At 65.8% G+C, this 25,957-nt stretch carries 22 protein-coding genes; 13 read left to right on the forward strand and 9 right to left on the reverse strand.

The genetic code is table 11. The features are described from left to right. Positions 1 to 21: 21 nt before the first annotated feature. On the forward strand, positions 22 to 2,229 hold the full coding sequence (locus tag ACP699_RS12780; protein ID WP_426171615.1) for a chitobiase/beta-hexosaminidase C-terminal domain-containing protein: 2,208 nt from the start codon (positions 22 to 24) through the stop codon (positions 2,227 to 2,229). A gap of 187 nt (positions 2,230 to 2,416) precedes the next feature. Next, complete coding sequence (locus ACP699_RS12785) at positions 2,417 to 3,673, forward strand: hypothetical protein (protein WP_426171617.1); 1,257 nt, start codon at positions 2,417 to 2,419, stop codon at positions 3,671 to 3,673. Between the two features lie 71 nt (positions 3,674 to 3,744). Here the strand turns inward: ACP699_RS12785 and ACP699_RS12790 are convergent, their stop codons facing one another. The 3 genes from ACP699_RS12790 to ACP699_RS12800 all read right to left on the reverse strand — a co-directional run bounded on the left by ACP699_RS12790 (position 3,745) and on the right by ACP699_RS12800 (position 6,231). Continuing rightward, positions 3,745 to 3,972 (reverse strand): helix-turn-helix domain-containing protein, encoded by a 228-nt coding sequence (locus ACP699_RS12790; RefSeq protein WP_055869206.1) that lies wholly within the window; start codon positions 3,970 to 3,972, stop codon positions 3,745 to 3,747. Continuing rightward, on the reverse strand, positions 3,972 to 4,460 hold the full coding sequence (locus ACP699_RS12795; protein WP_055869207.1) for a DUF2975 domain-containing protein: 489 nt from the start codon (positions 4,458 to 4,460) through the stop codon (positions 3,972 to 3,974). The genes ACP699_RS12790 and ACP699_RS12795 overlap by 1 nt, the downstream gene beginning before the upstream one ends. A 115-nt stretch (positions 4,461 to 4,575) precedes the next feature. After that, entirely contained in the window at positions 4,576 to 6,231 is a 1,656-nt protein-coding gene (locus ACP699_RS12800) for a glycosyltransferase family 2 protein (RefSeq protein WP_426171620.1), read from the reverse strand. A 225-nt stretch (positions 6,232 to 6,456) separates the two neighbouring features. On the opposite strand from ACP699_RS12800, the gene ACP699_RS12805 reads away from it, so the two are divergent. The 3 genes from ACP699_RS12805 to ACP699_RS12815 all read left to right on the forward strand — a co-directional run bounded on the left by ACP699_RS12805 (position 6,457) and on the right by ACP699_RS12815 (position 10,992). Then, positions 6,457 to 7,092, forward strand: coding sequence for a PadR family transcriptional regulator (locus ACP699_RS12805; protein ID WP_426171622.1), 636 nt, complete (start codon positions 6,457 to 6,459; stop codon positions 7,090 to 7,092). A gap of 48 nt (positions 7,093 to 7,140) precedes the next feature. Continuing rightward, complete coding sequence (locus tag ACP699_RS12810) at positions 7,141 to 8,856, forward strand: ABC1 kinase family protein (RefSeq protein ID WP_426171624.1); 1,716 nt, start codon at positions 7,141 to 7,143, stop codon at positions 8,854 to 8,856. 135 nt (positions 8,857 to 8,991) lie between these two features. Beyond that, positions 8,992 to 10,992 (forward strand): BCCT family transporter, encoded by a 2,001-nt coding sequence (locus ACP699_RS12815; RefSeq protein ID WP_426171626.1) that lies wholly within the window; start codon positions 8,992 to 8,994, stop codon positions 10,990 to 10,992. 3 nt (positions 10,993 to 10,995) lie between these two features. Here ACP699_RS12815 and ACP699_RS12820 read toward each other — a convergent pair whose 3' ends face one another. Next, positions 10,996 to 12,540 (reverse strand): SDR family oxidoreductase, encoded by a 1,545-nt coding sequence (locus tag ACP699_RS12820; RefSeq protein WP_426171628.1) that lies wholly within the window; start codon positions 12,538 to 12,540, stop codon positions 10,996 to 10,998. A 367-nt stretch (positions 12,541 to 12,907) separates the two neighbouring features. Here ACP699_RS12820 and ACP699_RS12825 point away from each other — a divergent pair, with 367 nt between their 5' ends. Both ACP699_RS12825 and ACP699_RS12830 read left to right on the forward strand, forming a co-directional pair. Continuing rightward, complete coding sequence (locus ACP699_RS12825) at positions 12,908 to 13,381, forward strand: SRPBCC domain-containing protein (protein ID WP_288969195.1); 474 nt, start codon at positions 12,908 to 12,910, stop codon at positions 13,379 to 13,381. Continuing rightward, on the forward strand, positions 13,378 to 13,695 hold the full coding sequence (locus ACP699_RS12830) for an ArsR/SmtB family transcription factor (protein WP_235562564.1): 318 nt from the start codon (positions 13,378 to 13,380) through the stop codon (positions 13,693 to 13,695). The genes ACP699_RS12825 and ACP699_RS12830 overlap by 4 nt, the downstream gene beginning before the upstream one ends. A gap of 3 nt (positions 13,696 to 13,698) precedes the next feature. On the opposite strand, the gene ACP699_RS12835 is transcribed toward ACP699_RS12830, so the two are convergent. Both ACP699_RS12835 and ACP699_RS12840 read right to left on the reverse strand, forming a co-directional pair. Continuing rightward, positions 13,699 to 14,451, reverse strand: a complete 753-nt coding sequence (locus ACP699_RS12835) for an SDR family NAD(P)-dependent oxidoreductase (protein WP_055869213.1) — start codon at positions 14,449 to 14,451, stop codon at positions 13,699 to 13,701. A 129-nt stretch (positions 14,452 to 14,580) separates the two neighbouring features. Further along, positions 14,581 to 15,075 (reverse strand): DUF6326 family protein, encoded by a 495-nt coding sequence (locus ACP699_RS12840; protein ID WP_426171631.1) that lies wholly within the window; start codon positions 15,073 to 15,075, stop codon positions 14,581 to 14,583. 82 nt (positions 15,076 to 15,157) lie between these two features. Here ACP699_RS12840 and ACP699_RS12845 point away from each other — a divergent pair, with 82 nt between their 5' ends. Beyond that, positions 15,158 to 15,808, forward strand: coding sequence for a TetR/AcrR family transcriptional regulator (locus ACP699_RS12845; protein ID WP_426171633.1), 651 nt, complete (start codon positions 15,158 to 15,160; stop codon positions 15,806 to 15,808). A 301-nt stretch (positions 15,809 to 16,109) separates the two neighbouring features. Continuing rightward, entirely contained in the window at positions 16,110 to 17,051 is a 942-nt protein-coding gene (locus ACP699_RS12850; RefSeq protein WP_426171635.1) for a hypothetical protein, read from the forward strand. Positions 17,052 to 17,266: 215 nt separating this feature from the next. Here ACP699_RS12850 and ACP699_RS12855 read toward each other — a convergent pair whose 3' ends face one another. The 3 genes from ACP699_RS12855 to ACP699_RS12865 all read right to left on the reverse strand — a co-directional run bounded on the left by ACP699_RS12855 (position 17,267) and on the right by ACP699_RS12865 (position 22,529). Then, complete coding sequence (locus ACP699_RS12855) at positions 17,267 to 18,037, reverse strand: DUF4145 domain-containing protein (RefSeq protein WP_426171637.1); 771 nt, start codon at positions 18,035 to 18,037, stop codon at positions 17,267 to 17,269. Between the two features lie 668 nt (positions 18,038 to 18,705). Then, positions 18,706 to 21,084 (reverse strand): hypothetical protein, encoded by a 2,379-nt coding sequence (locus ACP699_RS12860; RefSeq protein WP_426171639.1) that lies wholly within the window; start codon positions 21,082 to 21,084, stop codon positions 18,706 to 18,708. Next, positions 21,081 to 22,529: a hypothetical protein gene (locus tag ACP699_RS12865; protein ID WP_426171641.1), complete on the reverse strand. Its 1,449-nt coding sequence runs from the start codon at positions 22,527 to 22,529 to the stop codon at positions 21,081 to 21,083. The genes ACP699_RS12860 and ACP699_RS12865 overlap by 4 nt, the downstream gene beginning before the upstream one ends. A 150-nt stretch (positions 22,530 to 22,679) precedes the next feature. Here ACP699_RS12865 and ACP699_RS12870 point away from each other — a divergent pair, with 150 nt between their 5' ends. The 4 genes from ACP699_RS12870 to ACP699_RS12885 all read left to right on the forward strand — a co-directional run bounded on the left by ACP699_RS12870 (position 22,680) and on the right by ACP699_RS12885 (position 25,913). After that, positions 22,680 to 23,231 carry a DUF4365 domain-containing protein gene (locus tag ACP699_RS12870; protein ID WP_426171643.1) on the forward strand — a complete coding sequence of 184 codons (552 nt, stop codon included), beginning with the start codon at positions 22,680 to 22,682 and terminating at the stop codon, positions 23,229 to 23,231. Further along, positions 23,228 to 24,427 (forward strand): hypothetical protein, encoded by a 1,200-nt coding sequence (locus ACP699_RS12875; RefSeq protein WP_426171645.1) that lies wholly within the window; start codon positions 23,228 to 23,230, stop codon positions 24,425 to 24,427. Before ACP699_RS12870 ends, ACP699_RS12875 begins: the two co-directional genes overlap by 4 nt. A 116-nt stretch (positions 24,428 to 24,543) precedes the next feature. Next, a complete protein-coding gene (locus tag ACP699_RS12880; protein WP_426171647.1) occupies positions 24,544 to 24,933 on the forward strand; it encodes an ArsR/SmtB family transcription factor in 390 nt (129 codons plus the stop codon). A gap of 2 nt (positions 24,934 to 24,935) precedes the next feature. Then, positions 24,936 to 25,913 carry an SRPBCC family protein gene (locus ACP699_RS12885; protein WP_055876225.1) on the forward strand — a complete coding sequence of 326 codons (978 nt, stop codon included), beginning with the start codon at positions 24,936 to 24,938 and terminating at the stop codon, positions 25,911 to 25,913. Positions 25,914 to 25,957 lie beyond the last annotated feature (44 nt).

Here is a 25,957-nt window from a genome sequence, read left to right on the forward strand (position 1 = left end):
ATACACGTGGAAGAGGATCAAGTGAAGAGACAGATCGCAGGAGTGTGCACGCTCGCGGCCGTCGCCGCAGCCGTCGCGTTCCCCCTCGCGGCGAGCGCCGCTGACGGACTGGCCGCACCGACGTTCAGTCAGGAGGGCGGCCGGTTCACCGAGTCGGCCACCGTCGCGCTCACCGCGCCGCAGGGCGCCGAGATCAGGTACACGCTCGACGGCTCGACGCCGACCGCGAAGAGCCCGATCTACAAGAAGCCGCTCGTCATCGAGGAGACGTCGAACCTCGCCACGGTCTCGATCAAGGGTGGTGTCACATCGCCCGCCGAGATCGAGGGCTACATCATCAAGACGGAGGAGGAGCCGCAGCTGTCGTTCTTCGTGATGAGCGACGTGCACACGTCGTCCCTCGACGACAAGAATCGGGGCATCTGGAGCAGCCACTTCGACACCCTGGCATCGATCAACCCCGATCCCGACCTGATCATCTCCAACGGCGACCAGATCAACGACAACAACAACAGCACCGCGCCCGACCACCAGGTCGTGAAGACCATCTTCGACGAGAACATCGATCGCCTCGGACTCGACGGCACTCCGATCCTGATGTCCCACGGCAACCACGACGTGGGCAACGCCGACATGGCCGAGTACTACGGCGACTGGTTCCCCAACGCGTCCGGCGGCTACTACGAGAAGACGATCGACGGTCAGACCTTCCTCGTGATCGACACCGAGCGGTACTCGGGCGCGCAGCGCACGTGGCTGCAGGGTCGTCTCGCCGCCCTCTCGGCCGAGTCGGGCGCTCTCAACACGCCGATCTTCGTCGTCGGCCACCGACCGACCGCCAACACGGTCTACGACGGGGCCCAGGCCTCGAACGCCGCGCTCACGAGCGACCTCTCCGGGTACCCGCAGGCCGTCTACTTCTCCGGCCATTCGCACCTGCACCTGAACGACGAGCGCTCCATCTGGCAGGGGGCCTTCACGGCTGTGAACGACGGATCCATGTCGTACACCGAGACTCCCCACGATGCGTACCAGATCTACGGCGATGCGCTCTGGGACGAGTTCACGATCCCCACCGCGCAGGCCCTCTACGTCGAGGTCTACTCAGACCGCACCGAGATCGACCGGATCAACTTCGCCGCCGAGGACGAACGCACCTACACGAACGGCGCGTGGGGCTACCAGTCCGGCTACCCGTTCGCCAGCGCGGGGACGCTCGCAGGGCCGACGTGGACCGTCCGCCTCGACGGCAGCACCGCCGAAGAGGTGCGCGCGAACTTCGACTACACGGCCGCCGCGCGCGATGCGGTCGCTCCGGTGCAGCAGGGAGCACCCGAGCACATCGTGACGAACGGGGCCGATGTGCTCCGCGTTCCCGCCGCGACCGATGACGAAGCGGTGTACGGCTACGACGTGCGGGTCCGCGATGCGGTCACGGGCGCCGAGGCGCTGCCGATCAGGGCCGGGGCGAAGGTGCTCGCCGACTTCCAGATCGCGCCGCGCCCGAGCGTGCTCGAGATCCCGCTCGCCATCCGCAACGGCCGACAGGCCGATGCTCCGCTCCTCACCCTCACGAAGGGGACGAGCTACATCGCCGAGGTCACCGCGGTCGACATGTACGGCAACCGCTCCGAGAAGACCTCGGTCGCATTCGTCGCCGGCGAGGTGCCGGACACCACGCGCCCGCAGGTCACGCTCGTCAGTCCGGCGTCGGCCGGCCCCTCGAAGTCCATCGACATCCGGGTCGATGCGACCGATGAGGTGGGGCTCGCCCGCATCGTCGCGAACATCTACCAGGGCGGGAAGCTCGTCAAGAGCACGCAGTCGGCGGTCTCGGGTGCGAGCGGCTCGCATGTCGCGACGGTCAAGCTTCCCGACGGTGCGTACACGGTCAAGTACAACGCCCGGGATGCGGCCGGCAACATCTCGAAGACCTCGACCTTCGATGTCGTCGTCGACGCCACAGCCCCCACGGTGACCGTGAAGACCGGCGGCTCGTTCACGGTCGGCGATGCGGCGGGATATGACAAGGTCAGCTTCAAGCTCAACGATGCCGGCAAAGTCGACCGGATCGCGCTCAACGGCGTCGAGAAGGATCTGACGAACAACGCCTGGTCCGACCTCAACTTCGTGAAGCCGGGGACCTTCGGCGGGGTGAAGGGCGAGAACACGCTTCTCGTCTACGACGTCGCCGGCAATGTCACGACGGTGGAGTTCGTGCTGCGCTGACATGCAGTGGTGGGGCCCTGTGGTGAGGCGAGGCCGTGTCCTCTCGCACCGCAGGGCCTCCCGGCGTCCGCCAGATGACCGGTGCATGCTCCGAGTCTTCCTGCACGACCAGAGGGTTCGAGAAGTTCTCGACAGTTCGTGCTTTCGTGGCGGGGAGCAGGGGCGGGAGAGGTCTAGCGTTGCGCGGATGAACCTCTCCGAGCACGTCCACGTCACCTGGGCTCTTCACGTCGAGATGTCGGTGACCGATCGGCCTGACCTCACCCGGGTCATCGGTGTGCCGCGCGACGCGCCCTCCTATTGGATCGTGGAGGCCTACCGGCTGAGCCTCGGGCTCGAGCCCGAGACACCCGACTCTGAAGACGGACCCGACCACTCGCCCCTCATCGATCTCGTGTCCTGGAGAGGTAAGACGCAGCGGGTGTCGATTCCCGGCGTCGCTGACGTGGTCGACGTGACGATCAGCGGACCGTTCGAGACCAGGATGGGGGAGCCGCGCGTCACCGTCGTCGATGCGGGTCGCGTGCAGGCGGAAGAGCAGACGGAGGCCGCGGGCTGGCAGGTGCAGCGACCACCGTTCCGGGCGGAGCATGTGGCGTTCGAACTCGCGCAGCGCTTCGGCCTGGTGCAGCCGCGACTCGACCCGATCGCTGCGAGTGAGCGGGGCGACGGCCTGCGCGCCTCCTCCTCGCTGGTGACGCTGTGCGAGTCGTTGACGCCCGTCCGTCGACTGGCGCTTCTCGCACACCTCGAAGGCACGGGGCTCATCGACGCCGCTCCGCCCGGCCAGGTGGCCGCGGACTCGGCGACCGTGGAATCGGCGACCGCAGGACTGCGGGGTCTCGTTGCGCGGATCGGCCCCGACGGCGTCGAGCAGGACCCGGTAGCCGGGTGGCTGCCCCGCGCGGCCGTCGCCGAGGCCGTCGAAGACCTCGGGTGGCACGACGCGGAGGCGTCCGACGTGCCAGACCCCGTCGATGCCCTGGCATCGCTGGCACGGCAGACGAAGGCGGTGCGCAGGCTGCGCGGTCGCATCGTGGTCACGCACCTCGGGCACGCGCTGGCGAACGGTGAAGCGCGCGGCTTCCTCCGGGTCGTCGGCGTCGTGAGAGCGCACGGCAAGGAGCGGCTGTTCCCGCATGGGCAGCTGCGCGCCGTCACCCTCGCACTGCTGGCCGTCGCCGACGGGTCGGTCATGGCGTTCGACGAGCTTCCCGAAACCGTCACGCGCGGTGAGGCTGCGGTCGACGAGGGGCGAGGCCACGGCGGGAGGTTCTCCGAGTGGTCACTGCGATCGCAACGGGAGGGCGACGCGGAGCGCGGATCCGGAGATCGATATGCGGTGCGGCGGGTGGTCGAGAGCCTGTGCGCCCTCTCGTCGCCCGGAGCATTCGCATCGATAACTCCAGCGATGCGCGCCGTCGCGGGCGCAGCTCTGTGGTGAGGGCGGTGGCGATCGCGGTCGACGGCTGACGGCTGACGGCTGACGGCTGCTGGAGCGCCGTCGCTGTGATGTCAGTCTGCGCGGCCCGCGGGCACATCGGGCTCCCAGCGCAACAGGTCGCCCGGCTGGCATTCGAGCACGGCGCACAGCGCGTCGAGCGTGGTGAACCGCACGGCCTTCGCGCGACCATTCTTCAAGACGGCGAGGTTGGTCGGGGTGATGCCGATCCTGTCGGCGAGTTCGCCGACGCTCATCTTCCGCCGCGCCATCATCACGTCGATATCGACCACGACGGGCATCAGATCACCTCGTTGTCGAGCTCTGAGCGCCACGAGCGCGCCTCTGCCTCGCGGTCGATCGCCTGCCGCAGCAGCGCCTTCATCACCACGACCAGCAGCGCCATTCCGGCGAGCACCACTCCTGCGCCCCCGATCAGCGCCACGACACCGGGAGCGATCGATCCCTGTGCGAGCAGGGCCGCCAGGATCCACGTGAGCAGCGCAGCCGTCAGGATCGCTCCGATGATCACGTCGACGTACCGGAAGGAGGACTCCGAGAAGATCGAGCCGGCGCGCACCCTGGTCAGCAGCATCCACACGCACACGCCGAAGACCTGGAGTGTGCCGACACCCAGGACGACGAGGGAGACCAGGAAGATCCGGCCCCACAGCTCGTTCTCGCCGAGGTCGAGCCACAGCAGAGGGACGATCAGGGCCTGCACCGCCACGGAGCCGAGCATCGCCACAGCGATCACGATGCGCAGCACGAGGATCGTCAGTTTTCCCATGGAGTGACCTTTCATCGAAGAACATGGGAAATCTATCGATATTCGTTCGATCTGGCAAGTCGGATCACTCCGAGCGACCGTCGAGACCCCCTCGGATGGAGACCTCGGAGGGGCCTCAGTGCTTCCGCAGGAGAGCGCGGAGTCTGCGGGCGGTTCGTCCGGCGAAGTCCTTCACGCGTCCACCCGGCCATTCGCGGCGGAGCTCGACGCGGCCGTCATCCGTCGCCACGAGAGCGCATGAGCGTCCGGCGAGCAGAGGCGACCGCCCGGCGCGGGCGAGCACGGCGGGGGTGGCCTCGAGTGGGGTCTCGAACGTCCACCCCGCGCGGCGGACCTTCACGGTCAGGGCGCCTCCGCGCGACTCGTCGCTCGGGCTGAACACCTTCAACGGATCGATCGCGACGCGGGCGGCGTCGAGATTGCGGGGGTGCCGGCCGCCGATGTGACGTTCGGCGCCGGTCTCTCCATCTCGGAGGAACAGGTCGACCCGGTCGTTTCGCAGTTCTCGGCCGGCGACCAGCAGGTTGTCCGGAAGACCCTCGATCGTGGAGACGGGGAGGGAGACGAGCCGGGTGATCTTCTTCGAGCGCGTGGGCGTGGATCCGGCATCCGCCGCACCGACGCTCTTCGCCGCGGCGTCCTGGTGTGCGGAATCTGAGCCGCCGTCGTCGGTGGGCGCCGAGGGCGTCACCTCGGAGCGCGACGTCTCGAAGACGAAGGCGTCGTGGCCGTCTCTCGTGAGCGTCACGCGGAGGGTCAGGTGAAGGCCGCCGCCACGAGACCAGTGCGCTTCGGTCACGACGGCCCGGCACACGGTCTCGGCCTCGAACCGCGCAAGGCCGAGCAGGTCATCGCGACGGCCGGCACGGAGCAGGGCCGCGCGGATCCGGTGGGGGAAGCCGAGGCCGGCATCGACTCCCGGGCCGAACTTCTCCTGCACCAACGGGGTCACGACGTCGAGGAGGCGGTCGCGGTAGTCGTCGGGATACCGGACCATCTGTCGTCCGGAGAGCCGTTTCAGGATCTTGCCGCGGAACCAGTGCCGCAGCAGGCGGTCACGCAGCTTCCCGGGTTCGGTGTGCGCCTCGACGAGATCGAGCACCGTCTCCAGGTGGGGGAAGTACGTGTCGGGGTCGATGCGCGACGAGCTCGCGCTGCCGGGCTCCTTCACCCAGGCGTAGCAGGGCTCGCTCGCCAGGATCGAGATCGTCGATGCGGCGAAGTAGGCCTGCATCACGAACAGATGATCCTCGAGTCGCACCTTGCCCTCGGGGAAACGGATGCCGTTGGCCCGGAGGAACGAGGTGCGGAACATCTTGTGCGGTGTGAGCATCTCCAGCAGGGGATCGGTCCCGAGCACCGCGCGAGGGACGTCGTGGCTGAAGATCCGGCTCGGGAGGCGACGACCGATGCCGACCTCCTTGCCCACGATCACGTCGGACGAGTTCAGGTCGGCGTAGTCGCACAGCTTCTCGAGCGCGCCATCGAACAGGTAGTCGTCCTGGTCGACGAACTGCACGTAGGTGCCGCGGGCGGCATCGACTCCGTGGTTGCGGGGCATGCCCGGCCAGCCGGAGTGCTCCAGCGAGAGCACGCGCACGTGGGGTCGATCGCGGGCGATGGCCGCCAGGCGCGCGCCGGTGGGCTCGCCGGAGCCGTCGTCGCACAGGAGCACCTCGAAGGCCGAGGTGCCCAAGGTCTGGCGATCGAGCGAAGCGATGAGGTCGTCGAACGAGGGTCCGGGTCGGAACACCGGGACGACCACGCTCACGCGGATGGCGTCTCCAGCGCTGGTGCTGTTCTCCGGTCGATCACTCTGTGACAAACGTCTCACTCCCCCAAGTCGACAAGTCACCGAGCTAACCACGACTTCCTGTGTGCGTCACCGGGCTTGCGCGATGCCCGGGCGTGTGCACTCCGGGCTCGGGGACTCCCACCCCACACACAGCATGAACGATATATCGTTGAGTATCGTTCACCACAGCAGGAGGTCATCATGAACAACGCATTCCCCTCCAACCCGTTCGGCGGCAACGGCGGCTCCGGGAGCAACGGCGGACCCGGCGGACTCTTCGGCGGCTCCGGCTTCGGAGCGGGCCCCGGTGGTCCGGCCTCCGCGATCTTCGAGGCGATGGACCAGCTCCGCAAGTCCTTCGAGTCCCGCCCTTCCGGAGGCTCGCGCATGGCCCGCGGCGACGTCCGCACGGCCGTGCTCTCACTCCTCGCCGAGAAGCCCATGCACGGCTACCAGATCATCAACGAGATCGCCGAGCGCAGCGGCGGCACCTGGAAGCCGAGCGCCGGCTCCGTGTACCCGACGCTGCAGCTGCTCGCCGATGAAGGACTCATCGAGGCCGAGGAGCAGAACGGTCGTAAGACCTACTCGCTCACCGAAGCAGGGCGAGCGATCGCCGACGAGAGCTCCGAGACCCCGGCTCCGTGGGAGTCGTCCTCCAGCAAGGACGGGAGCCGCGACAACGCCCGCTTCCACGCGCTGCCCAAGGCGGGCGTAGACCTCGCAGCGGCGGCCGCCCAGGTCGGTCGCAGCGGAAGCCCGGAGCAGGTGCAGGCGACCATCGAGATCCTCGACGAGGCGCGCCGTAGGCTGTACTCGATCCTCGCCCAGGACTGATCGCGCAGTGCGGCATCCGGTGAGGAGCGGCGAAAAGAGGATGACGCGATGAAGGATGCCGCGGCGCAGGGCGCCCATCGTGCCCGCTACCGCCGCATCCTCTCGTTCGCGGCGCGAGAACTCGTCAAGATCTGGTGGTTCGAGCTGGTCCTCCCGCGGTTCGGGATGAGTGCGGTCGCGGAGCGCACGCGTGGACCGCGCATGCAGAAGTTCGCACGGCGCTTCCACGCGCTCGCGATCGAGCTCGGCGGTCTCATGATCAAGGTCGGGCAGTTCATGTCGTCGCGCCTGGACGTGCTGCCTCCGGAGATCACCGCCGAGCTGGAGGGGCTGCAGGACGAGGTGCCTGCCGTGCCCTTCGCCGACATCCGCCGCGCTGCCGAGGCGGAGCTGGGCCGACCGCTCGCGCAGGCGTACGCCTGGTTCGACGAGACGCCGGTGGCTGCGGCGTCCCTCGGTCAGGTGCACCGTGCCCGTCTCTCGGAGCTCGACGCCGCCGACACCGGCCTCGACGACGTCGTGGTGAAGGTGCAGCGTCCGGGCATCGATGAGATCGTCGCGGTCGACCTGGCGGCGCTTCGACGCGTCGCGCGGTGGCTGACCCGTGTGCGCCTGGTCGCAGACCGCGTCGACGCCCCGGCGCTCGTGGAGGAGTTCGCCGAGACCAGTCTGGAAGAGATCGACTACCTTCATGAGGCTGCCAGCGCCGAACGGTTCCGCGAGAACTTCGCCGGCGACCCTCGCGTCGGCACCCCCGAGATCGTGTGGGAGCGCTCGACGCGTCGGGTGCTGACGCTGTCGGACGTCACGGCCATCAAGATCAACGACACCGACGCTCTTCGCGCGGCCGGCATCGATCCGTCCGACGTCGCCGCCGTGTTCGCCGAGGTCATGTTCGATCAGGTCTTCACGCACAGCTTCGTACACGCCGACCCCCACCCCGGCAACATCTTCGTCACGCCGTCGCCCTCTGCGGAGGGCGCGGTCGAGCAGGGCTCTGATCGGGGCTTCCGGCTCACCTTCATCGACTTCGGGATGATGGCCGAGATCCCCGCGAGTCTTCGCGACGGGCTGCGCATGCTCCTGATCGCCGTCGCCGGGCGCGACAGCCGCGGCCTCGTCGCGGCGGCGCAGGAGATCGGCGTGCTGCTGCCCTCCGCCGACACCGCCGAGCTCGAACGTGCGCTGACGGCGTTGTTCGCCCGCTTCGGCGGCATGGGCTTCGCCGAGCTGAGCAAGGTCGATCCGCGCGAGTTCCGCGACTTCGCCGAGGAGTTCGGCGACATGGTGCGCTCTCTCCCGCTCCAGCTGCCCGAGAATATGCTGCTGCTCATCCGTGCCGTGTCGCTCACCTCGGGCATGTGCAGCGGGCTCGACCCGGCCTTCAACGTGTGGGATGCGGCCGAACCCTACGCCGGGCGCCTGCTGCGCGACGAGAGCGGCAACATCGTGCAGGCCTTCGCGAATCAGGCGATGGACACGATGAGCACGACCTGGAGCCTGCCCGGTCGCATCGACAGGATCATCACCCGCATCGACGACGGCAACATCTCCTTCGACACCTCGCGTCTGGAACGTCGCCTCGATCGCCTCGAAGGCATCGCCCGTCGCATCGCCTCGGGAGTGCTGTTCGCGGCCCTGCTCATCGGCGGTGCGCTGCTGGTCCCGTCGATCGCGCCCTTGGGCATCACGCTGATCTGCGCCTCGGCGCTTCCGCTGCTGCACGCCCTGTTCGCAGGGTTCGGCCGCCGCGGCCCGCGTTGACCGTGGCGCGCCCGGGAAACCCGCACCACACGGCATCGGGTCGCCGCGCCGTTCCCCGATACGCGGCGGATCGGGCCGATGGTCCCGGTCCTCCGCTTTCGCGGGCCCACGGCTCGCATGACAGGATGGGATGCCATGGAGACCCCTGACGAGAAGCCCGACGATCGCTCCGCAGGACACACACCTCCGCGTCCTCGCACGGATGCCGTCGGCACAGGCGCGAACCGCCTCCCGACCAAGGCCACCGCGACGGCGAGGAAGATCGTCCGCGACATCGCCGCCGTCCCCCCGCGCAGTGTGCACCCGGCCCTCGTGCCCGGCGTCTCGGTCGAGGAGACCGGACGCACCTACCGCACCGACCCGCTCGTGTTCGGAGTCGCGGTCACCCTCGTCGTCTCCTTCATCGCCTGGGGCATCTTCGCCGGCGACAACCTCTCCGGCACCACCTCTGCGGTTCTCGGCTGGGTCGTGGAGTACTTCGGTTTCTTCTTCACCACCATCGCCACGATCGTGTTGGTGTTCATGCTCTTCGTCGGCTTCAGCCGATACGGTCGCATCCCCCTCGGCCGCGACGACGAAGAGCCCGAGTTCTCGATGTTCTCCTGGATCTCGATGCTCTTCGCCGCGGGCATGGGCATCGGACTCGTCTTCTGGGGCGCGGCTGAGCCGCTGACGTTCTTCGAGAGCCCGCCGCCCGGCACCGTCGAGGCGAACACCCTCGAGGCCATGCACACGGCTCAGGCGCAGGTGCTCTACCACTGGGGTCCGCAGGCATGGGCGTTCTATGCCCTGGTCGGCGGCGCCATCGCGTATGGGGCGTTCCGCCGCGGTCGCACCCCGCTCATCTCCTCGATCTTCGCGCCGTTGCTCGGCGAGGGGCGCACGGCCGGGCCTCTCGGTCGCACGATCGACGTGTTCGCGATCATCGTCACGCTGTTCGGTACCGCTGCCTCGCTCGGTCTCGGTGCTCTGCAGATCGGGCACGGCGTCGAGCTGGTCAGTGGCATCGGCGAGCTCGGAAACGGTGTGCTGATCACCGTCATCGCGTTGCTCACGGCGTGCTTCATCGCGTCGGCGGTCTCGGGAGTCTCCAAGGGCATCCGTGCGCTGTCGAACATCAATGCGGTGATGGCGCTCGTGCTCGCCTTCTTCGTGTTCTTCGTCGGTCCGACGATGCTCATCCTGAACATCATCCCCTCCATCGCGGTGCAGTTCGTCGGCGATCTGCCGCAGATGATCGCACGCTCGGCATCACAGGGTGAGGAAGCTCAGGCCTTCCTGTCGAGCTGGACCATCTTCTACTGGGCCTGGTGGATCTCATGGTCTCCGTTCGTGGGCATGTTCATCGCGAAGATCTCACGCGGACGGACGCTCCGCCAGTTCGTGTCGGTCGTGATCCTCGTCCCCTCGGCCATCTCCCTCGTCTGGTTCGCGATCTTCGGCTCGACAGCCATCCAGCAGCAGATGGATGGAGCGGGGCTCACGGTGGACCCGCCGGAGGAAGTGCTCTTCGGTGTGCTGGAGAACCTGCCGTTCCCGCTGATCACGAGTGTGCTGCTCATCCTGCTCATCTCGATCTTCTTCATCACCGGTGCGGATTCGTCGTCCCTCGTGATGGGCACCCTGTCGCAGCAGGGGCGACCCGAGCCGACCCGCTGGGTGACGATCGTCTGGGGATCGCTCGTCGGCGTGATCGCCGCCGTGCTGCTCGTCACCGGCGAGGAGGGGAGCGGTCTGAAGTCTCTGCAGAACGTGACCATCATCGCCGCGCTGCCGTTCGCGATCATCATGGCGTTCATGATGGTCGCCTTCATGAAGGACCTGCGGCGTGATCCGCTGATCCTTCGCGAGCGCTACGCCAAGGCCGCGGTGCGGCACAGCGTCATGGCAGGGCTCGAGGAGTACGGCGACGACTTCGCTCTCGTGGCGGTCGAGTACGACCACTCCGAGGACGACCTCGACTGGATCGACGAGTCGACCGTCGACGACTCGCTCGCCGAGGTGTACGAGGCGGCGACCGAGGCGATCGACATCATCCCGCCGGCCGACGTGGATGCGGTGGTCGATGCGGCTCTGGAGGACGGCCCCGTCGCACCGGATGCGGCAGATGCTCCGGAGCGTCCTCGCGCCGACTGAGCGCTACTTCGCCTTCGCCGCTTCCGCGGTGGCGGTGATGCGCGCGGCCATGCCGGCGAAGATCGCCCCGTGGAACGGGAGCACGGCGAGCCAGTACAGTCGTCCGGTCAGCCCGCGGGGGAAGAAGATCGCGCGCTGCTCGTAGCGGGCGCCTTCTTCATCGGGAAGGGCGCGCAGTTCGAGCCACGCCTCGCCCGGGACCTTCATCTCGGCGCGCAGGCGCAGCAGCGACCCGGCATCCGCCGTCTCCACGGCCTCGACGCGCCAGAAGTCGATCGCATCGCCGACGCGCGCGGCAGTGCGACTGCGGCGGCCGCGGCGGAGGCCGACACCGCCGACGATGCGGTCCATCCACCCGCGCACGGCCCAGAGCAGCGGCGAGGAGTACCAGCCGTTCTCCCCGCCGATGCCGAGGATCACGCGCCACAGCTCGTCGGGTGAGGCGCTGGTTGTCACGGAACGGGAGTCGGTGAACACCGTGCGTCCGGCCCACTCCGGGTCGCTCGGCAGCGGGTCGCTGGGCGCTCCGGAGACCTCGGAATCCTGCCAGCTGGTCTCGATGGTGTCGCCGCGCACCCGACCGAGCGCGAGGTCCACAGCGCGTCGGTAGGGTGTCAGGCCGTTCTCGGGGCGGGGGATGAGCTCGTCGACCTCGTGGTCCTTCATGATGCACTCGTTCTGCAGCGACGCCACGAGAGGGCGCGCGATCGAGCGCGGCACCGGGGTCACCAGGTTGACCCAGTGCGAGGCGAGCCCGGGCGTCAGCACCGGGAGGGCGGCGATCGCGCGCTGGCGGAGTCCCGCCTCGACCGCATAGCCGTTCATCATCTGGCCGTAACGCAGCACGTCGGGGCCCCCGATGTCGACGGCGCGGTTCACATCGGCGTCGACTCGCGCCGCCCCGAGCAGGTAGTGCAGCACATCGCGCACGGCGATCGGCTGGATGCGATTGCGCACCCATTTCGGCGCCGGCATGTAGGGCAGCACGTCGGTGAGGTGGCGGATCATCTCGAACGATGCCGACCCCGATCCGATCACGACTCCGGCCTGCAGCACGAGGGTCGGCACGCCCGACCGCAGGAAGATCTCGCCCACATGCACACGCGAACGCAGGTGCGGCGAGAGCTTCGCGTCGTTCGGATGCAGCCCACCGAGGTAGACGATGCGATGCACGCCCGCGTGTGCCGCGGCAGCGGCAACGGTCTGCGCCGCACGCTCATCGCTCTCCTCGAAGCCCTTGCCCGCCGACATCGAATGGATCAGGTAGTACACGACATCGACGTCGTCCATGGCTTCGGCGACGGCATCCGCATCGTCTGCCGAGCCCTCGACGATCTCGCAGTCCGCCCCCCAGGGGAACGACGCCGCACGCGCGGCATCCCGTGCCAGCACCCGCACCCGGTACCCCGCGTTCAGCAGGCGCGGCGTCAGCCGACCGCCGATGTATCCGGTCGCGCCGAGCACGAGCGCGCGCGGTGCGGATCCGTCGTCGCGGGGGATGGCGCGCAGAGTCTCTTCGCGGCCGGTGGGCTGGGTGAGTTCGGGCATGCCACGAGCGTAGGCCGGGAGGGCGCCGAGAGGAACGGGGTTGCGGGGTGTGACGGCGATCGGTAGGGGATGCGGTGCGCCGGACGGGCGGACGGGCGGCGTCGGACGGGCGGGCGGGGGACGGAAGGCGTCGGGCGTGCGGTCCGGCGCGGACGGTTCAGATGTCGGAAGGATGCACGCATGCAGGGAACCCGTGCGGCGATTCGTCCTGCATCCGTCATTTCCTCCGACAAGTGGCACGACGTGAGGGGTTTGGTGCAACCTGAGGGTTGCGCACCAGGGGTCGCATGTGCAACCCTGGGGTTGCGGTCGGCCGACCGGTCGACGGAACATGCGGGAGATCCCGAAAGGACCCATCATGGTGAGCATGACCCACAACGAGGCATCCGTCGTCGACGAGGAGTCGTTCTCGGTTCGGCGAAGCATCCAGATCGCGGCACCCGTCGAGAAGGTGTGGCGTGCCGTGGCCGAGCCGCAGCACATCTCCCGCTGGTTCGGGCGCACCGAGCTCGACGGCGTCGGTGTCGGCGCGACCGGCACGATGACGTTCCCGGACTACGACGTGATTCCCCTTCGCGTGGAGGAGTACGACGAACCGCGGCGCATCACCTATCGCTGGAACAACGACGACGCCCTCGGGAAGCTGCCGGACAGCATCGACGAGTCGACCTCGACCGTGTTCACCTTCACTCTCGAAGAGGTGGATGGGGGCACGCGGCTCACGGTCGTCGAGAGCGGCTTCGAGCGCACGTCCGAGCCACGGGCCAACCTCGAGTCGCATCGCACGGGCTGGGACCTGGAGCTGGACAAGATGGTGGCACTGGTGGAAGGCGAAGCGTGATCTCAGAAGCCCTGCTGCCCATGTTCGCGGCACTCGCGGACGAGACACGCTGGAGCATCCTGACGGCTCTCGGCGAGGGGGATGCTTCGGCATCCGCCCTCGCCGGGCGCCTTCCGGTGTCTCGCCAGGCGATCGCGAAGCACCTCGCGGTCTTGCAGGAGGTGGGGCTCGTGGAGCCCGTGCCGGTGGGGCGCGAGGTGCGCTTCCGCGTCGTCGGCACCGAGCTCTCCGCCACGGCGGCGAAGCTCGACGCGATCGGACGCGAGTGGGATCGTCGTCTCGCTGCGATCAAGGAGATCGCGGAGGGGCTGTAGGTCTCAGAGGGCGGTGTATCCGCCGTCGACCAGGTGGTAGCTGCCGGTGATGAAGCTCGCCGCGTCGCTCGCGAGGAAGGCGATGAGGTTCGCGACCTCGTCTGCCTGCCCCAGGCGGCCGATCGGGTGCTTGCTCACGAGGAACTCCTTCGCCTCGTCGCCCATGTTCGCCAGCAGCGGGGTGTCGATGAAGCCGGGGCCGACCGAGTTCACGCGCACGCCCTTGGCGGAGTACTCGAGCGCCGCCGACTTGGTCATCCCGACCACGCCGTGCTTGGCCGTGACGTAGGCGGGGGAGCCGGCGAAGCCGACGCTGCCGAGGATGGAGGCGATGTTCACGACCGAGCCGCCGCCGTTCGCGAGGATCGACGGGATCTGCGCCTTCATGTTGCGGAAGACCGCGTTGAGGTTGATCGCGATGACCTTGTCCCAGGCCTCGTCCTCGTACTCGGCCGTCGGAGCGGTGGCACCGCCGATGCCGGCGTTGTTGACGCCGATGCGCAGGGGCGCGAGCGAGTTCGCGAGTTCGATGGAAGACGCGATCCACGCCGCATCCGTCGCGTCGCCGACCGAAGCCTCGGCCGTGCCGCCAGCCGCGCGGATCTCCTCGACGACCGCATTCGCGTGATCCGCATTCAGGTCGTTGACCACGACCGATGCGCCGTTCTTCGCCAGCAGGAGGGCGGTCGAGCGACCGATTCCGCTTCCTGCTCCCGTCACGATCGCCGAGCGGTTCGAGACGTCGTACTGAGCCACGAGTGACTCCACTTCCGGGCGGGCACGGTGCCGGGAGATCTTCTCGGACGGTCCGTCCTTCTCTCCAGCCTACGCCCGAAAGACGGGGGTGGATTCACGTGAATGGATGCGGGCATCGGGTGCAGCGGTTCAGGCGGTGGCTTGCTCGTGCTGTCGATCGTCTGCCGCAGGGCCTGCGGCTTCTGCGCCGGAGCGGACGCGAGGCCACGTCCAAGCGGAACGCAGGATGAAGGCGAGGAGCAGAACCTCGATGCCGATGGACAGCCCGTAGAAGAACGCCCAGTCCCACGACTCTCCGGCTGCGTTGAACAGCGAATACGGGATATAGAGCGCCGCGACGATGAGGTTCGTGATCCGGTTCGCCCGGGAGTGAAGGGTCATGGAGAGCGTCACCATCAGTGCAGGGATCGCCACGGACGCGAGCATACCGGTCAGCAGGGTCGGGCTGATGCTGAACTCGTAGACGACTCCGGCCTGGATGCCGTCGACGGTGCCGGGCTTGTAGAGGTGGAAGTAGTCGACGTAGATGTACAGGAACATGAAGCTGGTCCACGCGGCGGCGAGTTTGGCGTGCACCGGAATGCGGTGATCTTCGAGTGCACTGGTGGGTCGGCGGGTGTTCATCATGGGCTCCTTCGCTCTCATCCTTACAGCTGTAAGGATGAGAGCGATGCTAGCCTTACGCGTGTAAGGAGTCAATGACCTCATGAATGCACGAGCGCTGCTCAGCAAGGCCCGGATCGTGGAAGCGGCGGCGGTGGTCGCGGATCGAGGCGGTGTGAGCGCCGTCAGCATGCGTTCGGTGGCGGCCGAGCTCGGCGTGGAGGCGATGTCTCTCTACCACCACGTGGCCAACAAGAGTGCTCTGCTGGATGCGCTCGCGGATTGGGCGTTCGAACAGATCAGCGCCCCCGAGGTCGATGCCCCATGGCGGTCGGCGATGGTCGTTCGAGCTCGATCGGCGCGGTCGGTGCTCGTCCGGCATCCGTGGGCGCTCGGCATGATCGAGGCGCGCCCTCGCCCAGGGACTCCGCTTCTCCGGCACTTCGATCGGGTCTACGGATGCCTCCTGAACTCCGGCTTCTCGCCGGAGCTCGCCACGCACATGTTCTCGGCGCTCGATGCCTACATCTACGGCTTCGCCCTCACCGAGTCCACCCTTCCCTTCGCTCCCGCCGAAGGGGCCGAGGACTCTTTCGCGGAAGACGTCGCACCGAGCCCTGATGAGTACCCGCATCTCGCGCGAGCGTTGGAGGGTCTCATGAGCGGGGGGACGTACTCTTTCGCCGACGAGTTCGACGTCGGTCTCGATCTCCTCCTCGAGGGGTTCGAGCGCCGACTCGCACAGGCTTCCTGAATCCGTGCGGCCGAGGGGCGCTCCTGAAGCGTCTTGCGAAGGTCATGTCGGGAACGCGGTGAGACGACACTGAGTGTCGCTTGTCGGGCCTTATTTGCGGCTGCTTCAAGCAACTTTGTCGTTACACTTCCCAGACATGTTCGGGGGTTGCGGCGTGACCTGGGTCAAGATCGACTGTGTGATATCTCGCCCGAGGTTGCAGGATAGAGCTGTAGCTCGCGCAGGAAGGACTTGGACTCGTACCGTGAGATGGCCTCGGATTCCTCGTTCCGTCGACAAGGTAGCAGCAAGCGTAGACGCGATGCGCGAATCGTCCGACCGTACGTCGGCGAGCGTGGACCAACTCCTCCAAGAACTCCAGGCCGAACGGCTCGACGCTCGGCGGCGCAGGTGGTTGAGTGTCGGCGCGGGAATTGCTCTCGCACTCTTGGCGGGGGCATCGGGATGGGGGCTGCTGCTCGCTTCGACTCCGCAGACCTCACCGGCCATAAGCCCCACGGGTCGGATCGGCATCGTTTCGGTGGGTTCTCTGCCTGAATCTATCGTCCGGGTGGACGCCGACTTCAGCGCCTCAAGCGAAGAGCCAGGCTCGTTCAGCATCGTAGTTTCGGTGTATCCCAGCCCAGCGCAAAATTTGCTCACCTCGACTTTCAAGCCCACTATCGGATTTCTCTTCTGCGGGGACTTGCGCGAGGGCCTGACTCTCACCGAGGCCAATCAGGGCCGGCAACCTTCCCCGACGCCCGTAACTGGCTCGACCATATTCGACTCAGTTGTTGGCGAACGTGCTGAATGCGACTATCTCGAGATCACCGGTATCACGAGCCAGGTCGCGCTTAGCGGCTCGACTGATACGGCATTCGCATCGACCGAGGGTTCACGCGTCTTGTACGCATTTCCTGGCGTCGTAGCACCGTTCCTCCCCGAGTCAATCAACGCTTCGACCGCGATTCCGCTTCCGTCTGAAACAGAGATCACCGTTTCCTTGCGCGATGTACCAGCGGATTTGCAGGTTTCGCAATCGATGCCGCAGATCCCGGCAGACGGTCAGCTCTCATGGACGTCAACGCTGGGATCGGCGATACCACCAAGTGAGTATCGCGTCTCTGGAGTCTTGGAAAACGCGCAGGCGAGCGCGAGTGTGGGGCTCTTTGCCGCTGGCGCCCTCGTGGGGATAGCTGGTGCCGCTGTCCTTTGGGTGATGGAGTCCGCCATAGGGATCATCCGGAAGCCGAGGCTGTAGTGCCTGCGATGTGAGATGTGGTGAATTGGGGGGCCTGACCGTGACCTTGACCGTGATTTCGGGTTGATGTCACGTGCAGCACTCACCCACCCGCCGGCTGGGCTCCTCTGCATTCGCCGCAGCTATCAACTACTCAGGCGCTGCCGGGTGACATTGAGCTCCTAACGATTCTCAGACGCGCCGATCATGTCCGCAACGCTGCGAGCGCTGCACCCCTACCTCTGGGAGTGGGCAGGCCGTCCTTTTCGGGCGTTGACCTTGGCGGCGTTCTTGAGCAGCTGCTGGTCGGTGCGGTCGTAGAGGCGGCGTAGTGCAAGCTCGAGGTATCGAGCGCCCTCGAGCACGTAATTTATGGTCACGGCGGATTCGTGGGAGCCGGTGTTGCCGATCCATTTGACGGCTTCGAGGGCGTCGGCCACGTCGGGATACGTCGGGCGCAGTGCCTCGATCCTGGCGTGGGTTGTCAGGCGCCGTTTGTCGTTTGCCGGTTGCGTCTTTCGGACCTTGAGGTGATTGAGGAGGATCTCGACAGCCTGGCGAAGCTGGTTGGCCGCGGCGCTGGGGTTGATCCAGATCAGCTCGTTCGCGGCGCCAATCGCAGCGGTCACGGGATCCGGTGTACCTGGGACTGGGGCGATGATGTGCAACGCAGGCGAGATGTATTTCACGCGGAGGTTATCTCCCCACTTGGGTCCGTCGAATTCGTTAGATTCGTCGCTGACGAACCAATCGCCGGCGATGGTGAGCTGGGCTGTGCAACTTGGGTCGGAACACCGCAGCATTGAGGTGAACGTTCCATGGAGGGTGTCGGGGTCAAGATAGCCGTCGGCAACGACGGCTTGATAGGCGGTCTGTGTTGATGAGACCGTGACCGTCTTGCCGACGCGTTGGACAGTGCTTCGTTGGCAGACGGGGCAGGAGATGCTGGGCCAATGGTCATCGGGGAACCAGTCGGCAAGTGGGAGCAGAGCGTGACGGTGCAGCACGATCTGACCCTAAGGCACAATTAGCTCGCTGAACCGCGGCGAGGATGGGACGCCACCGGGTCCGATACTCGCGGATTCTGGGAACGCGATGAGATGACACTAGGTGTCAGCTAGATCGCGCGGATCTGAGCGGTCCGGAGGGACATTATCGTGCCACTTTCCCGGGGTCGGCGCCCGTCTCACTGGATGAGGCCTCTGTCGTGCACCAAAGCACCCGCGTCACGACTCGGAAGGATCGCCCTCCTCATCCGCGCCAGGTTCCAGCGACTGCTGCGTGGCTCTTTTTGCGTTGTCGTCGAGCAGGCGCTGCAGTAGGAGGATGGGGTCCTCCTTGCGTAGTTCCGGGGGCTCCTCGAGAACGCGGTCGACTCCTGCGCTTACCTCGCCACGGCGAGAGCTCTCTCATCGCTTGAGCGAGTTCCTGGGTAGCGGGATCATCGGCGATCCGAGTAGCTCCCGATCCCATCACGCCCTCGTATGGATCTTCCATGCTTGTCACCCGCGGCATCTTGAGCGCTCTCGAAGCAACCATGTCCAGAAATTTTGGAAAGTCGAGGTAACGCCATGGCGGGAGGGTGTCATCGACTGGGGTTGATGGGTCGGCCAGCTGGAGATGGATATCCATGTTCGGTGCGTAGCGTGGCGGAGATGCCCGGTCGCGATGCCGTCTATTGAGGCGCATGCTGTGCGTGAAGGTACAGCAGTAGCGCGTGCACTCGCGGTGGGAATCGTTCAAAGTTCTCTCCGCCGGCTTCCAAGGCGCCGTCGAGCAACGACGCGAGGCTGCTCGCATTGAGGATAACTCCGGGGCTACCCGGCGAGGCGAAGGGAGCTACCAGCGCGAGCAGGAACTCGTAGCTCGAGTCGCCTCCCTGCTCTGTGACGTGCTGGAGTGCGTAGAGGACGATGTCAGCGAAGATGCGGCTCGGTTCGATTGACGTTCCATAGTCGAGCTCACCAAGTTCTGCGCATCGCAAGATGGCTGCTTGGAGCATCGGGTCGTTGAAACGGTCAAACAGTGCAGGGTTCAGCGCGTAGCCGTGCCGCTTCGTCGTTCCGCGCACGTGGTCGAGGCTATTGTTCGAGCGCCTCGACTCGAACATCAGGTGCGCGACGGTGATCATCACCTCGGCGTGCGTTGGCTTCACGTCGAGAGCAGCCGTTCGAGGATGGGTCTTCCAGTCCTTCGTCCACAGCGCGAAGCGTCGGTTGAGTTCCCAGATTGCATCGTCGGAGGCACCCGGGAAGAGGGTGTTTACGTCGAGGCTCGACAACTTCGTGAAGCGGTCTTGAATGGCTGCTTGTAGCTCATCTGTGTCCGGCTGGCTGCTGAGCCACTCATCGATGACCTCAAGGACGCGCTGCTCCCGGCCCCATGCATTGGGCGTACCTGGTTGACGAAGCTCACGCGGAAGGAGCCACCCATGCCCGACTCGATTCGTCTCATCGCTGCTCCGTACGCCGAGAGTTTTCTGGAGGATGTCCCAGCCCGTGACATCGGGGTGAGCAACGCCGAGAAGATAGGCAGTGTCCACGCCGTCGGGGAGTGACCGCAGTTCTCTGTTCATCGAGAGCAGGGTTCGTCCTGAGGCGATGACGCCAGCGCAGATAAGCACGGTCGAGGTTTCAGGAAGTGACTCGAGGTCGACAGAGTGGTCAGGGTGCACCCATATATCGAGCTCTGGGGTGTGCACAGCGCCAGCGAGAACATGCCCGGCAGCGAACGCGGCGAGTGCACGGGAGTCCTCGTCGGCGAGGGCCCGAATCGCCAGGATCGGTCTGCCTGGGTCGACCATCCCATCTAGGACCAGTCCGAGGCGGTCGCGGACGTGTTGCGCGGCTGGGTTGTCGGTAAGCAGGTGCGCGATTGTGGTGGTGAGGTCGTCGTTGCTGTTGAGAGCGCGTGGACGAACGACGTTCAACCCGTAGAAGTCATCGAAGAATGTGTCGCCGTCGAACTTGTCGAGCCGGCCTCTAAGCGGGATGTTGTCGACGGTGAGGGGCCGGTCGAGGTAGCTCGGCATCCGAAGGCGCAGGTTGCTGGCGCTCGGGAAGAATCCGTCCCCGGTGAGGACTGTGACGCCATGGCCTTTGGCGCAGTCCTTACAGTCGTCGATGGTCACGGTCGGGTGCGGCGTGAAACGAGAGGTTCGTCGAGTGCGGATGGGGTTGTGGTCCCTGTCAGTGAGGTCGCACGCGACCAGTCCAGTGATGTCCTCGGGCAGTGTCTCCGAGAGGAGGTAGAGCGTGATGAGCCGGTCCGCCTGTGCCTTCTTTCGGTCCACGAGCGCTGCACCCAAGTTGCCTGACGTGCTGCTGGAGATGAACACCACATCGTGAGGCACTGTCCGAAGCGCGTCTTGGCCGCTATGTCCGCCGAACGAATCGATAGAGATCTCAAGCGGTGTTGGCGAGAGGCGGAGCAGCAGATCTCGGAGAGCGCTCAAAGCGGGAAGGATTCCTGCAGTGTCCGCCCAGAAGCGCGCGCGGTCGGTGACGGAGACGAGGGGAAGGAGGCACATGGCAGTGAAGTACGCGTGTTGAGTCCTGGCGACGGCCTGTGCGGCACGTAGGAAGTACTCCGAATGCTTCCCGCCAGGGTGCTCGAAGTGGTAGCCGGCGCTAGCGCTGGCGATGGCGTCAGCGTCGCGGAAGATCTGCCGCATGCCGTCCTCGCGCACGGCTTTAGCGATTGCGGGTGTTACCCCCAAGTAGTCCGGGGCGCTTGGCGGTTGCTCGATCCATGCTCCTTGAGCATCAACCTCGAAAAAGCGATGTGCCAACGGGTTGTTCGCGCTGGTGCGGTCCTTATAGTCCTTGAGCTCTCGTAGCGAGCTCATCGTGTTCTGCAAGTCCTGCGGGTAGACGAACCAGACCTCTGCGACTTCGGGGTGGAGGCCTTCGTACTTCGCTAGGCGGAGTACATGGTCTGAGCTTGCGGTGAACTCGTGTCCAGTCCAGTGCAGCAGGATGGGCGTCCGGGCGCCTTCGCTCTCTACATCGCAGACGAGCAGCAGACAGTTCTCGTCCACCTGCGTGACAGTCACAGGCGCACCCCGTCCTTCTCGTACGCGACGGGGAACATGATGGTGACGTCCGTTCCAACACGAGGACCAACGGCGAAGTCCTCGTATGTCTCTGGTAACCAGTCGACGAACTGCGAAGGTCGAGTACGACCTTCGTGACGGGCGAGGTCCTCGAAGGGATTTCGTAGAAAGTCCCGGTGGATCTCTGTCTGCCCTGTCCGGATAGACATGAACCCTCGCAGATTCGACAGCAGCTGTTGGACGCGGGGGAGTCCGATGTTTCCCATTGCCCGGCGGCTTACTCGCACGCTCTTATCGAGCGCCTTAATCAGGTAGGTCACCTCGTTGGAGGTGGTGAAGAGGTGGTCCTGCTTGAGCGCACTCGCAGCGGATCGGGCAAGCCCGAGGCCACTGTCCACGATGGTTGCCACGCCAAGAAGAACGCTGGAGTCGACAGAGGGGTCGGCCGCGAACTCGTCGAGGAGCGCTTCGGCGTACCGGGCGAAGTAGGAATCCGTTTCCGGCAAGGAAGGTAGGGTCGACCGACTGGTCTTTGCCACGTCGAAGCTGACGACTCGGCATCCGCGACCGTTGCCAGATTGTGGCGGTAGCCCGTGCCACTCGGTGTTCTGGATGAGCTCGAAGAGCACCTCGCCCACCTCGTCGGAGATCCGGCGTTCCTGGACCCGTGTCTGTGTTGCGAGTTCCAAAGCCCGGCCAGTCGGGCTCAGAGTACGCGACGCCAGAGGGACGAACGGTGTCGCAGACTCAGCCAGCGGATGGCCCACGGGCCATTCGGTGCGCGTGATGTGGGTCGGGGCCTGTTCGGGAACGAGCTGCTCATCCTGCTCCATCCACGGATCTCGGAGCGATTCGGTGACGCCGCGCTCCCGCCAGATGTCGTGGTATAAGGTTCGAGCTTCTTCCTCGATACCCCAGCCTCGCCCCTTCCTCGTGTGCAGGTCGAGACTTCGACTCTGTCTCGGCAGGTGCGATGCAAGGAGTATGGAGTGTCTCCCGCGTTCCAGATGGGCGGGGGAAAGCTCCGGGAGTTCTCTCCTTGTTGCAAGAGCGATCCGCAACAGGGGAGTCAAATCCGAGGTGACGTCGTTGCCTTCGTGGTCGAGGATGCCGTGGGCCAGAGAAGCAGCGACGAGATGATGGTCTGAAGCATCCTGAAAGATGCTGCCATCGTCCCCGTGCTCGTAACCAACCAGGCGCAGAACGGGTCGAGTGGCGCGCTGGCCCCAGGTCAGGACGGCTTGCATGCGCAGGCCAAAATCGGACATGCCTCCGTCGGGGAGCGTCCCGGGGAGGGCGAGGACCAAGGGCCTCGTGGGATCATGCGAATCGACCGCTTGATGGAACTCAAGCCACGCTGAGCGAACCCCCGAATCGGGAAGTACCAGTTCTGATGCGGTCACAGACACCCTCCAAGGCGAGTTCGCGCGGACCGCCATGGTCATGCGCCCCTAGGGCGATGACTGGCGGTGAGGCGTTTGGCATCATCTTGGCACTAGATGTCGTTCGAGCAGGAACTGCGCAACGACGCACGTCCGCCCCGTAGTAGCGGGCCGCGTCGAAGGGCCGAGTCGCGTTGTAGCTAGCATGTGGTCATGTCCACCTTGAGTCCGGAGGCCGCTCCACCCCCGCCGCCCATCGTTCGGGGATCTCCGAAACGGCTCTCGAACCTCAAAGAGGCGTACCAGGAGGGACTCGTTCGAGCTATCGCCGCTGCGAGCGGCGTCGTCGTGGCGAAGCCAGATATAGACGAGGGTATCGACCTGATCCTCACGCATCGCAGCAACGTCCACACCGTGGACGAGGTCGCTCGCCTCGAGGTTCAGCTGAAGGCGACGATCACCGCACCGGGCTCGAAAGGTCTCAGCGTTCAGATCGCTCAGGAACGCTACGACATGCTCCGTAGCGCAAACCCTGCAGTCAGCAAGATTCTCATCGTAATGTCGGTGCCGCAGAGTCAAGATGACTGGATACATCTAACCGACAAGCGCGCGCGGGTACGGCATTCCGCATATTGGGTAAACCTCGACGGCGCGCCATCCAGCACCGCGAAGGAGCCGACGGTGACCGCACCTCTGACCCAGCGGTTCGACGACCGGGCACTGTGCGACATGATGGTGCGCATCGGCAACGGGGGTAAGCCATGACCCTCTACGGCACAGGTGACTCGACCCTGCACATCACCGCGCTGCTACGCCGTCTGCAGTGGGCGCCGGCCTCGAAAGCGCCGGGGCGATATGAGGTCTGGTCGCCGCGCGATTCTGATCTCGAGGAAGTCATCGTCCCACTCAACCCGGAGAGCGGCGACTATCTTCAACTCCTCAATAGGGCGCGACGCTACCTCCTACACCGATACGGGTCTGAAGCAGAGCGCATCGAGGCGCTGATCCTCATCAGCGCGACCGCTGATCTTGACTCGACCCAGTGGAAGAAGGACACCACGGTGGATGCAGGGCTCATCCCGTGGGCTCAAGGCGAGGCAATCTTTGACGCAGCACGGGACTCCCTGGTCGCCGCAGCGCGTGCGGTGCGATCCAAGAGGACGGTGCAAGGCAAGTCGAGCGGATTCCTCGCGAAGAGGTTCATGGAACAGGTGTTCATGGGGCAGACCGAAGTGGGGAGCTACATCGTTACTGCCCATATCCCCGCCTCGACGCGCTTTCACACCAGTCAGAAGTCCGAGAAGCTCGCACAGACGGATCCCCGCAAAGCCGACTTGGTGCCGGGCAGGGCAATCATCGACGTCTTCGAGAACTCCATCGGTGCCGTCCGTGAGGCGCTGACCGAGTTCCGCCATACGCCCCGGGTCGAGATGTTTGCTGAGCTTGTGCCCGAGGGCGTCTCCTTAGAGCTCGTTCGCGCTCTCGCTACATTGACGCGAGACGGCGACGCCGCCGTGAGTATCCAACGTTCTGAGCAGACCACTGTTCGTCGCGAGATCACCTTCGATGCAGTTGAAGCGCCGGTGCTAGACCGTGTTGTCGCGTCGTTCGAGCAGGTTCCGGAGCCGCAGAAGGTGGTTATAACCGGCGAGGTCAGCCTCTTGGACAACTCCACGGCGGCGCCCGTTCACCTGGTTCGTGTGGACGTGATGAAGGGGGCAAAGGTGCGACGCGTTCGCGTGCGCCTCACCCCTGGACAGTATGACCTCGCAGTCTCGGCGCATGCGGCGAGGCAGTGGCTCACCATGTCGGGCTCTTTGGAGAAGGACGGCCGGGACTGGTGGCTCTATCACGCAGGAGAGGTTGCGCCCACACCCCCGGACGAAGGGCCAGTGGGATATCAGCAGACGGTGTGGGACGACGAGACGATGGGTGCGTTTCTGCCACAGAAGGAAGACTGACAACAGTGTATCGGAGCGGAGCCACTGTGTAAGTCGAAGAGTGTTTGTGCAAGCCCAAAGCGTTCCCAACAGGTCGCTCTTGACACCCGCCCCGCTCGGGCATAACGTACAACCAAATGGTTGCACAAAGAGAACTGAGCGAAGCGGAGGTCGACCGTGTCTTCCACGCACTGGCGACGTCGACCCGGCGCGACATCCTGCGCCGGACGATCGAGCGCGAGCAGTCGGTATCGACCCTCGCCGCAGACTACGAGATGTCGTTCGCCGCGGTGCAGAAGCACGTCGCCGTGCTCGAGGCCGCGAACCTCATCGTCAAGCGCGCCGAGGGACGCGAGCGGCTCGTCCGCGCGAACCCCGAGATGATCGCCCGCGCCAGGGCGCTCCTCGCCCGATACGAAGAGTTGTGGCGGTCGCGCATCGCCCGACTCGACGACCTGCTGGCCGAGACGCCTCGGTCCGGCTCATCCGACACCAGCGACAACTACAAGAACGAGCAAGGAGACTGAACATGCCTGTCACCGACGTCACCACCGATGCCGAGAATCTGACCATGACCGTGGTCGCCGACTTCGCAGCCCCGATCGAGCGGGTGTGGAGCGCGTACTCCGACCCGCGTCAGCTCGAGCGCTTCTGGGGTCCTCCCGGGTGGCCGGCCACCTTCACCGCCTGGGACCACACCGTCGGCGGGCGTGCCGTCTACTCGATGAGTGGTCCGCGCGGGGAGAAGTCGTCAGGGGCGTGGGAGTTCGTGTCGATCGACGCGCCGAACAGCTTCGAGGTCATCGACTCGTTCGTCGATGAGAGCGGTAAGCCGCTCGACGGTTTCCCCGCGCAGCGGATGTCGTTCGTCTTCGAGCCCACCGCCGAAGGCACCCGCATGGTCACCACGAGTCACTTCGACTCGGTCGATGCGCTCGAGCAGGTCGTCGAGATGGGTCAGGTCGAGGGCCTCAAAATGGCGATGGCGCAGCTCGACACCGTGCTGCAGGACCTCCGCGACTACGCACAGGGCAAGGGCACGCGCGTCGAGCTGCTCGACGACACGCACGTGCGCATCACGCGTCTGGTCGAGGGGCCGCGCGAGCTGGTGTGGCGTGCCCACTTCGAGCCCGAGCTCATCCGCAAGTGGATGCTCGGACCCGACGGCTGGGAGATGACGGAATGCGTCGCCGCCACCGAGGTGGGCCAGTCCTACCGCAACTCGTGGGCGCCGGTCGGCGACACCGAAGGGGAGCCGTTCGGCTTCGAGGGGGAGGCGCTCCTGATCGACGCCCCGCGCCGCGCCGTCAGCACCGAGCGGATGCAGGGCATGCCTGTCGAGACGCTCAACGACCTGAACCTGTACGAGGAGGACGGTGCGACCCTGGTCACGCTGCTCATCGAGTACCCCGACAAGGAGACGCGCGACATGATCCTCGCCACCGGCATGGCCGACGGCATGGAGTCGTCGTTCGCCCGCCTGGAGCGGGAGCTGCTCTCCGTCTGAGCGCGCACAACTCCGGACGAACCGGCCGGATCCGCCAGGATCCG

Source organism: Microbacterium sp. DWRC1-3 (genome assembly GCF_049896645.1).
In the GTDB taxonomy this organism is placed as follows: domain Bacteria; phylum Actinomycetota; class Actinomycetes; order Actinomycetales; family Microbacteriaceae; genus Microbacterium; species Microbacterium maritypicum.

Coding starts and splice junctions, on each gene's coding strand:
- ACP699_RS12785 (WP_426171617.1), top strand. CDS start 2,417: ATGAACCTCTCCGAGCACGTCCACGTCACCTGGGCTCTTCACGTCGAG.
- ACP699_RS12790 (WP_055869206.1), bottom strand. CDS start 3,972: ATGCCCGTCGTGGTCGATATCGACGTGATGATGGCGCGGCGGAAGATG.
- ACP699_RS12795 (WP_055869207.1), bottom strand. CDS start 4,460: ATGGGAAAACTGACGATCCTCGTGCTGCGCATCGTGATCGCTGTGGCG.
- ACP699_RS12805 (WP_426171622.1), top strand. CDS start 6,457: ATGAACAACGCATTCCCCTCCAACCCGTTCGGCGGCAACGGCGGCTCC.
- ACP699_RS12810 (WP_426171624.1), top strand. CDS start 7,141: ATGAAGGATGCCGCGGCGCAGGGCGCCCATCGTGCCCGCTACCGCCGC.
- ACP699_RS12815 (WP_426171626.1), top strand. CDS start 8,992: ATGGAGACCCCTGACGAGAAGCCCGACGATCGCTCCGCAGGACACACA.
- ACP699_RS12820 (WP_426171628.1), bottom strand. CDS start 12,540: ATGCCCGAACTCACCCAGCCCACCGGCCGCGAAGAGACTCTGCGCGCC.
- ACP699_RS12825 (WP_288969195.1), top strand. CDS start 12,908: ATGACCCACAACGAGGCATCCGTCGTCGACGAGGAGTCGTTCTCGGTT.
- ACP699_RS12840 (WP_426171631.1), bottom strand. CDS start 15,075: ATGAACACCCGCCGACCCACCAGTGCACTCGAAGATCACCGCATTCCG.
- ACP699_RS12845 (WP_426171633.1), top strand. CDS start 15,158: ATGAATGCACGAGCGCTGCTCAGCAAGGCCCGGATCGTGGAAGCGGCG.
- ACP699_RS12850 (WP_426171635.1), top strand. CDS start 16,110: ATGCGCGAATCGTCCGACCGTACGTCGGCGAGCGTGGACCAACTCCTC.
- ACP699_RS12865 (WP_426171641.1), bottom strand. CDS start 22,529: ATGACCATGGCGGTCCGCGCGAACTCGCCTTGGAGGGTGTCTGTGACC.
- ACP699_RS12870 (WP_426171643.1), top strand. CDS start 22,680: ATGTCCACCTTGAGTCCGGAGGCCGCTCCACCCCCGCCGCCCATCGTT.
- ACP699_RS12875 (WP_426171645.1), top strand. CDS start 23,228: ATGACCCTCTACGGCACAGGTGACTCGACCCTGCACATCACCGCGCTG.
- ACP699_RS12880 (WP_426171647.1), top strand. CDS start 24,544: ATGGTTGCACAAAGAGAACTGAGCGAAGCGGAGGTCGACCGTGTCTTC.
- ACP699_RS12885 (WP_055876225.1), top strand. CDS start 24,936: ATGCCTGTCACCGACGTCACCACCGATGCCGAGAATCTGACCATGACC.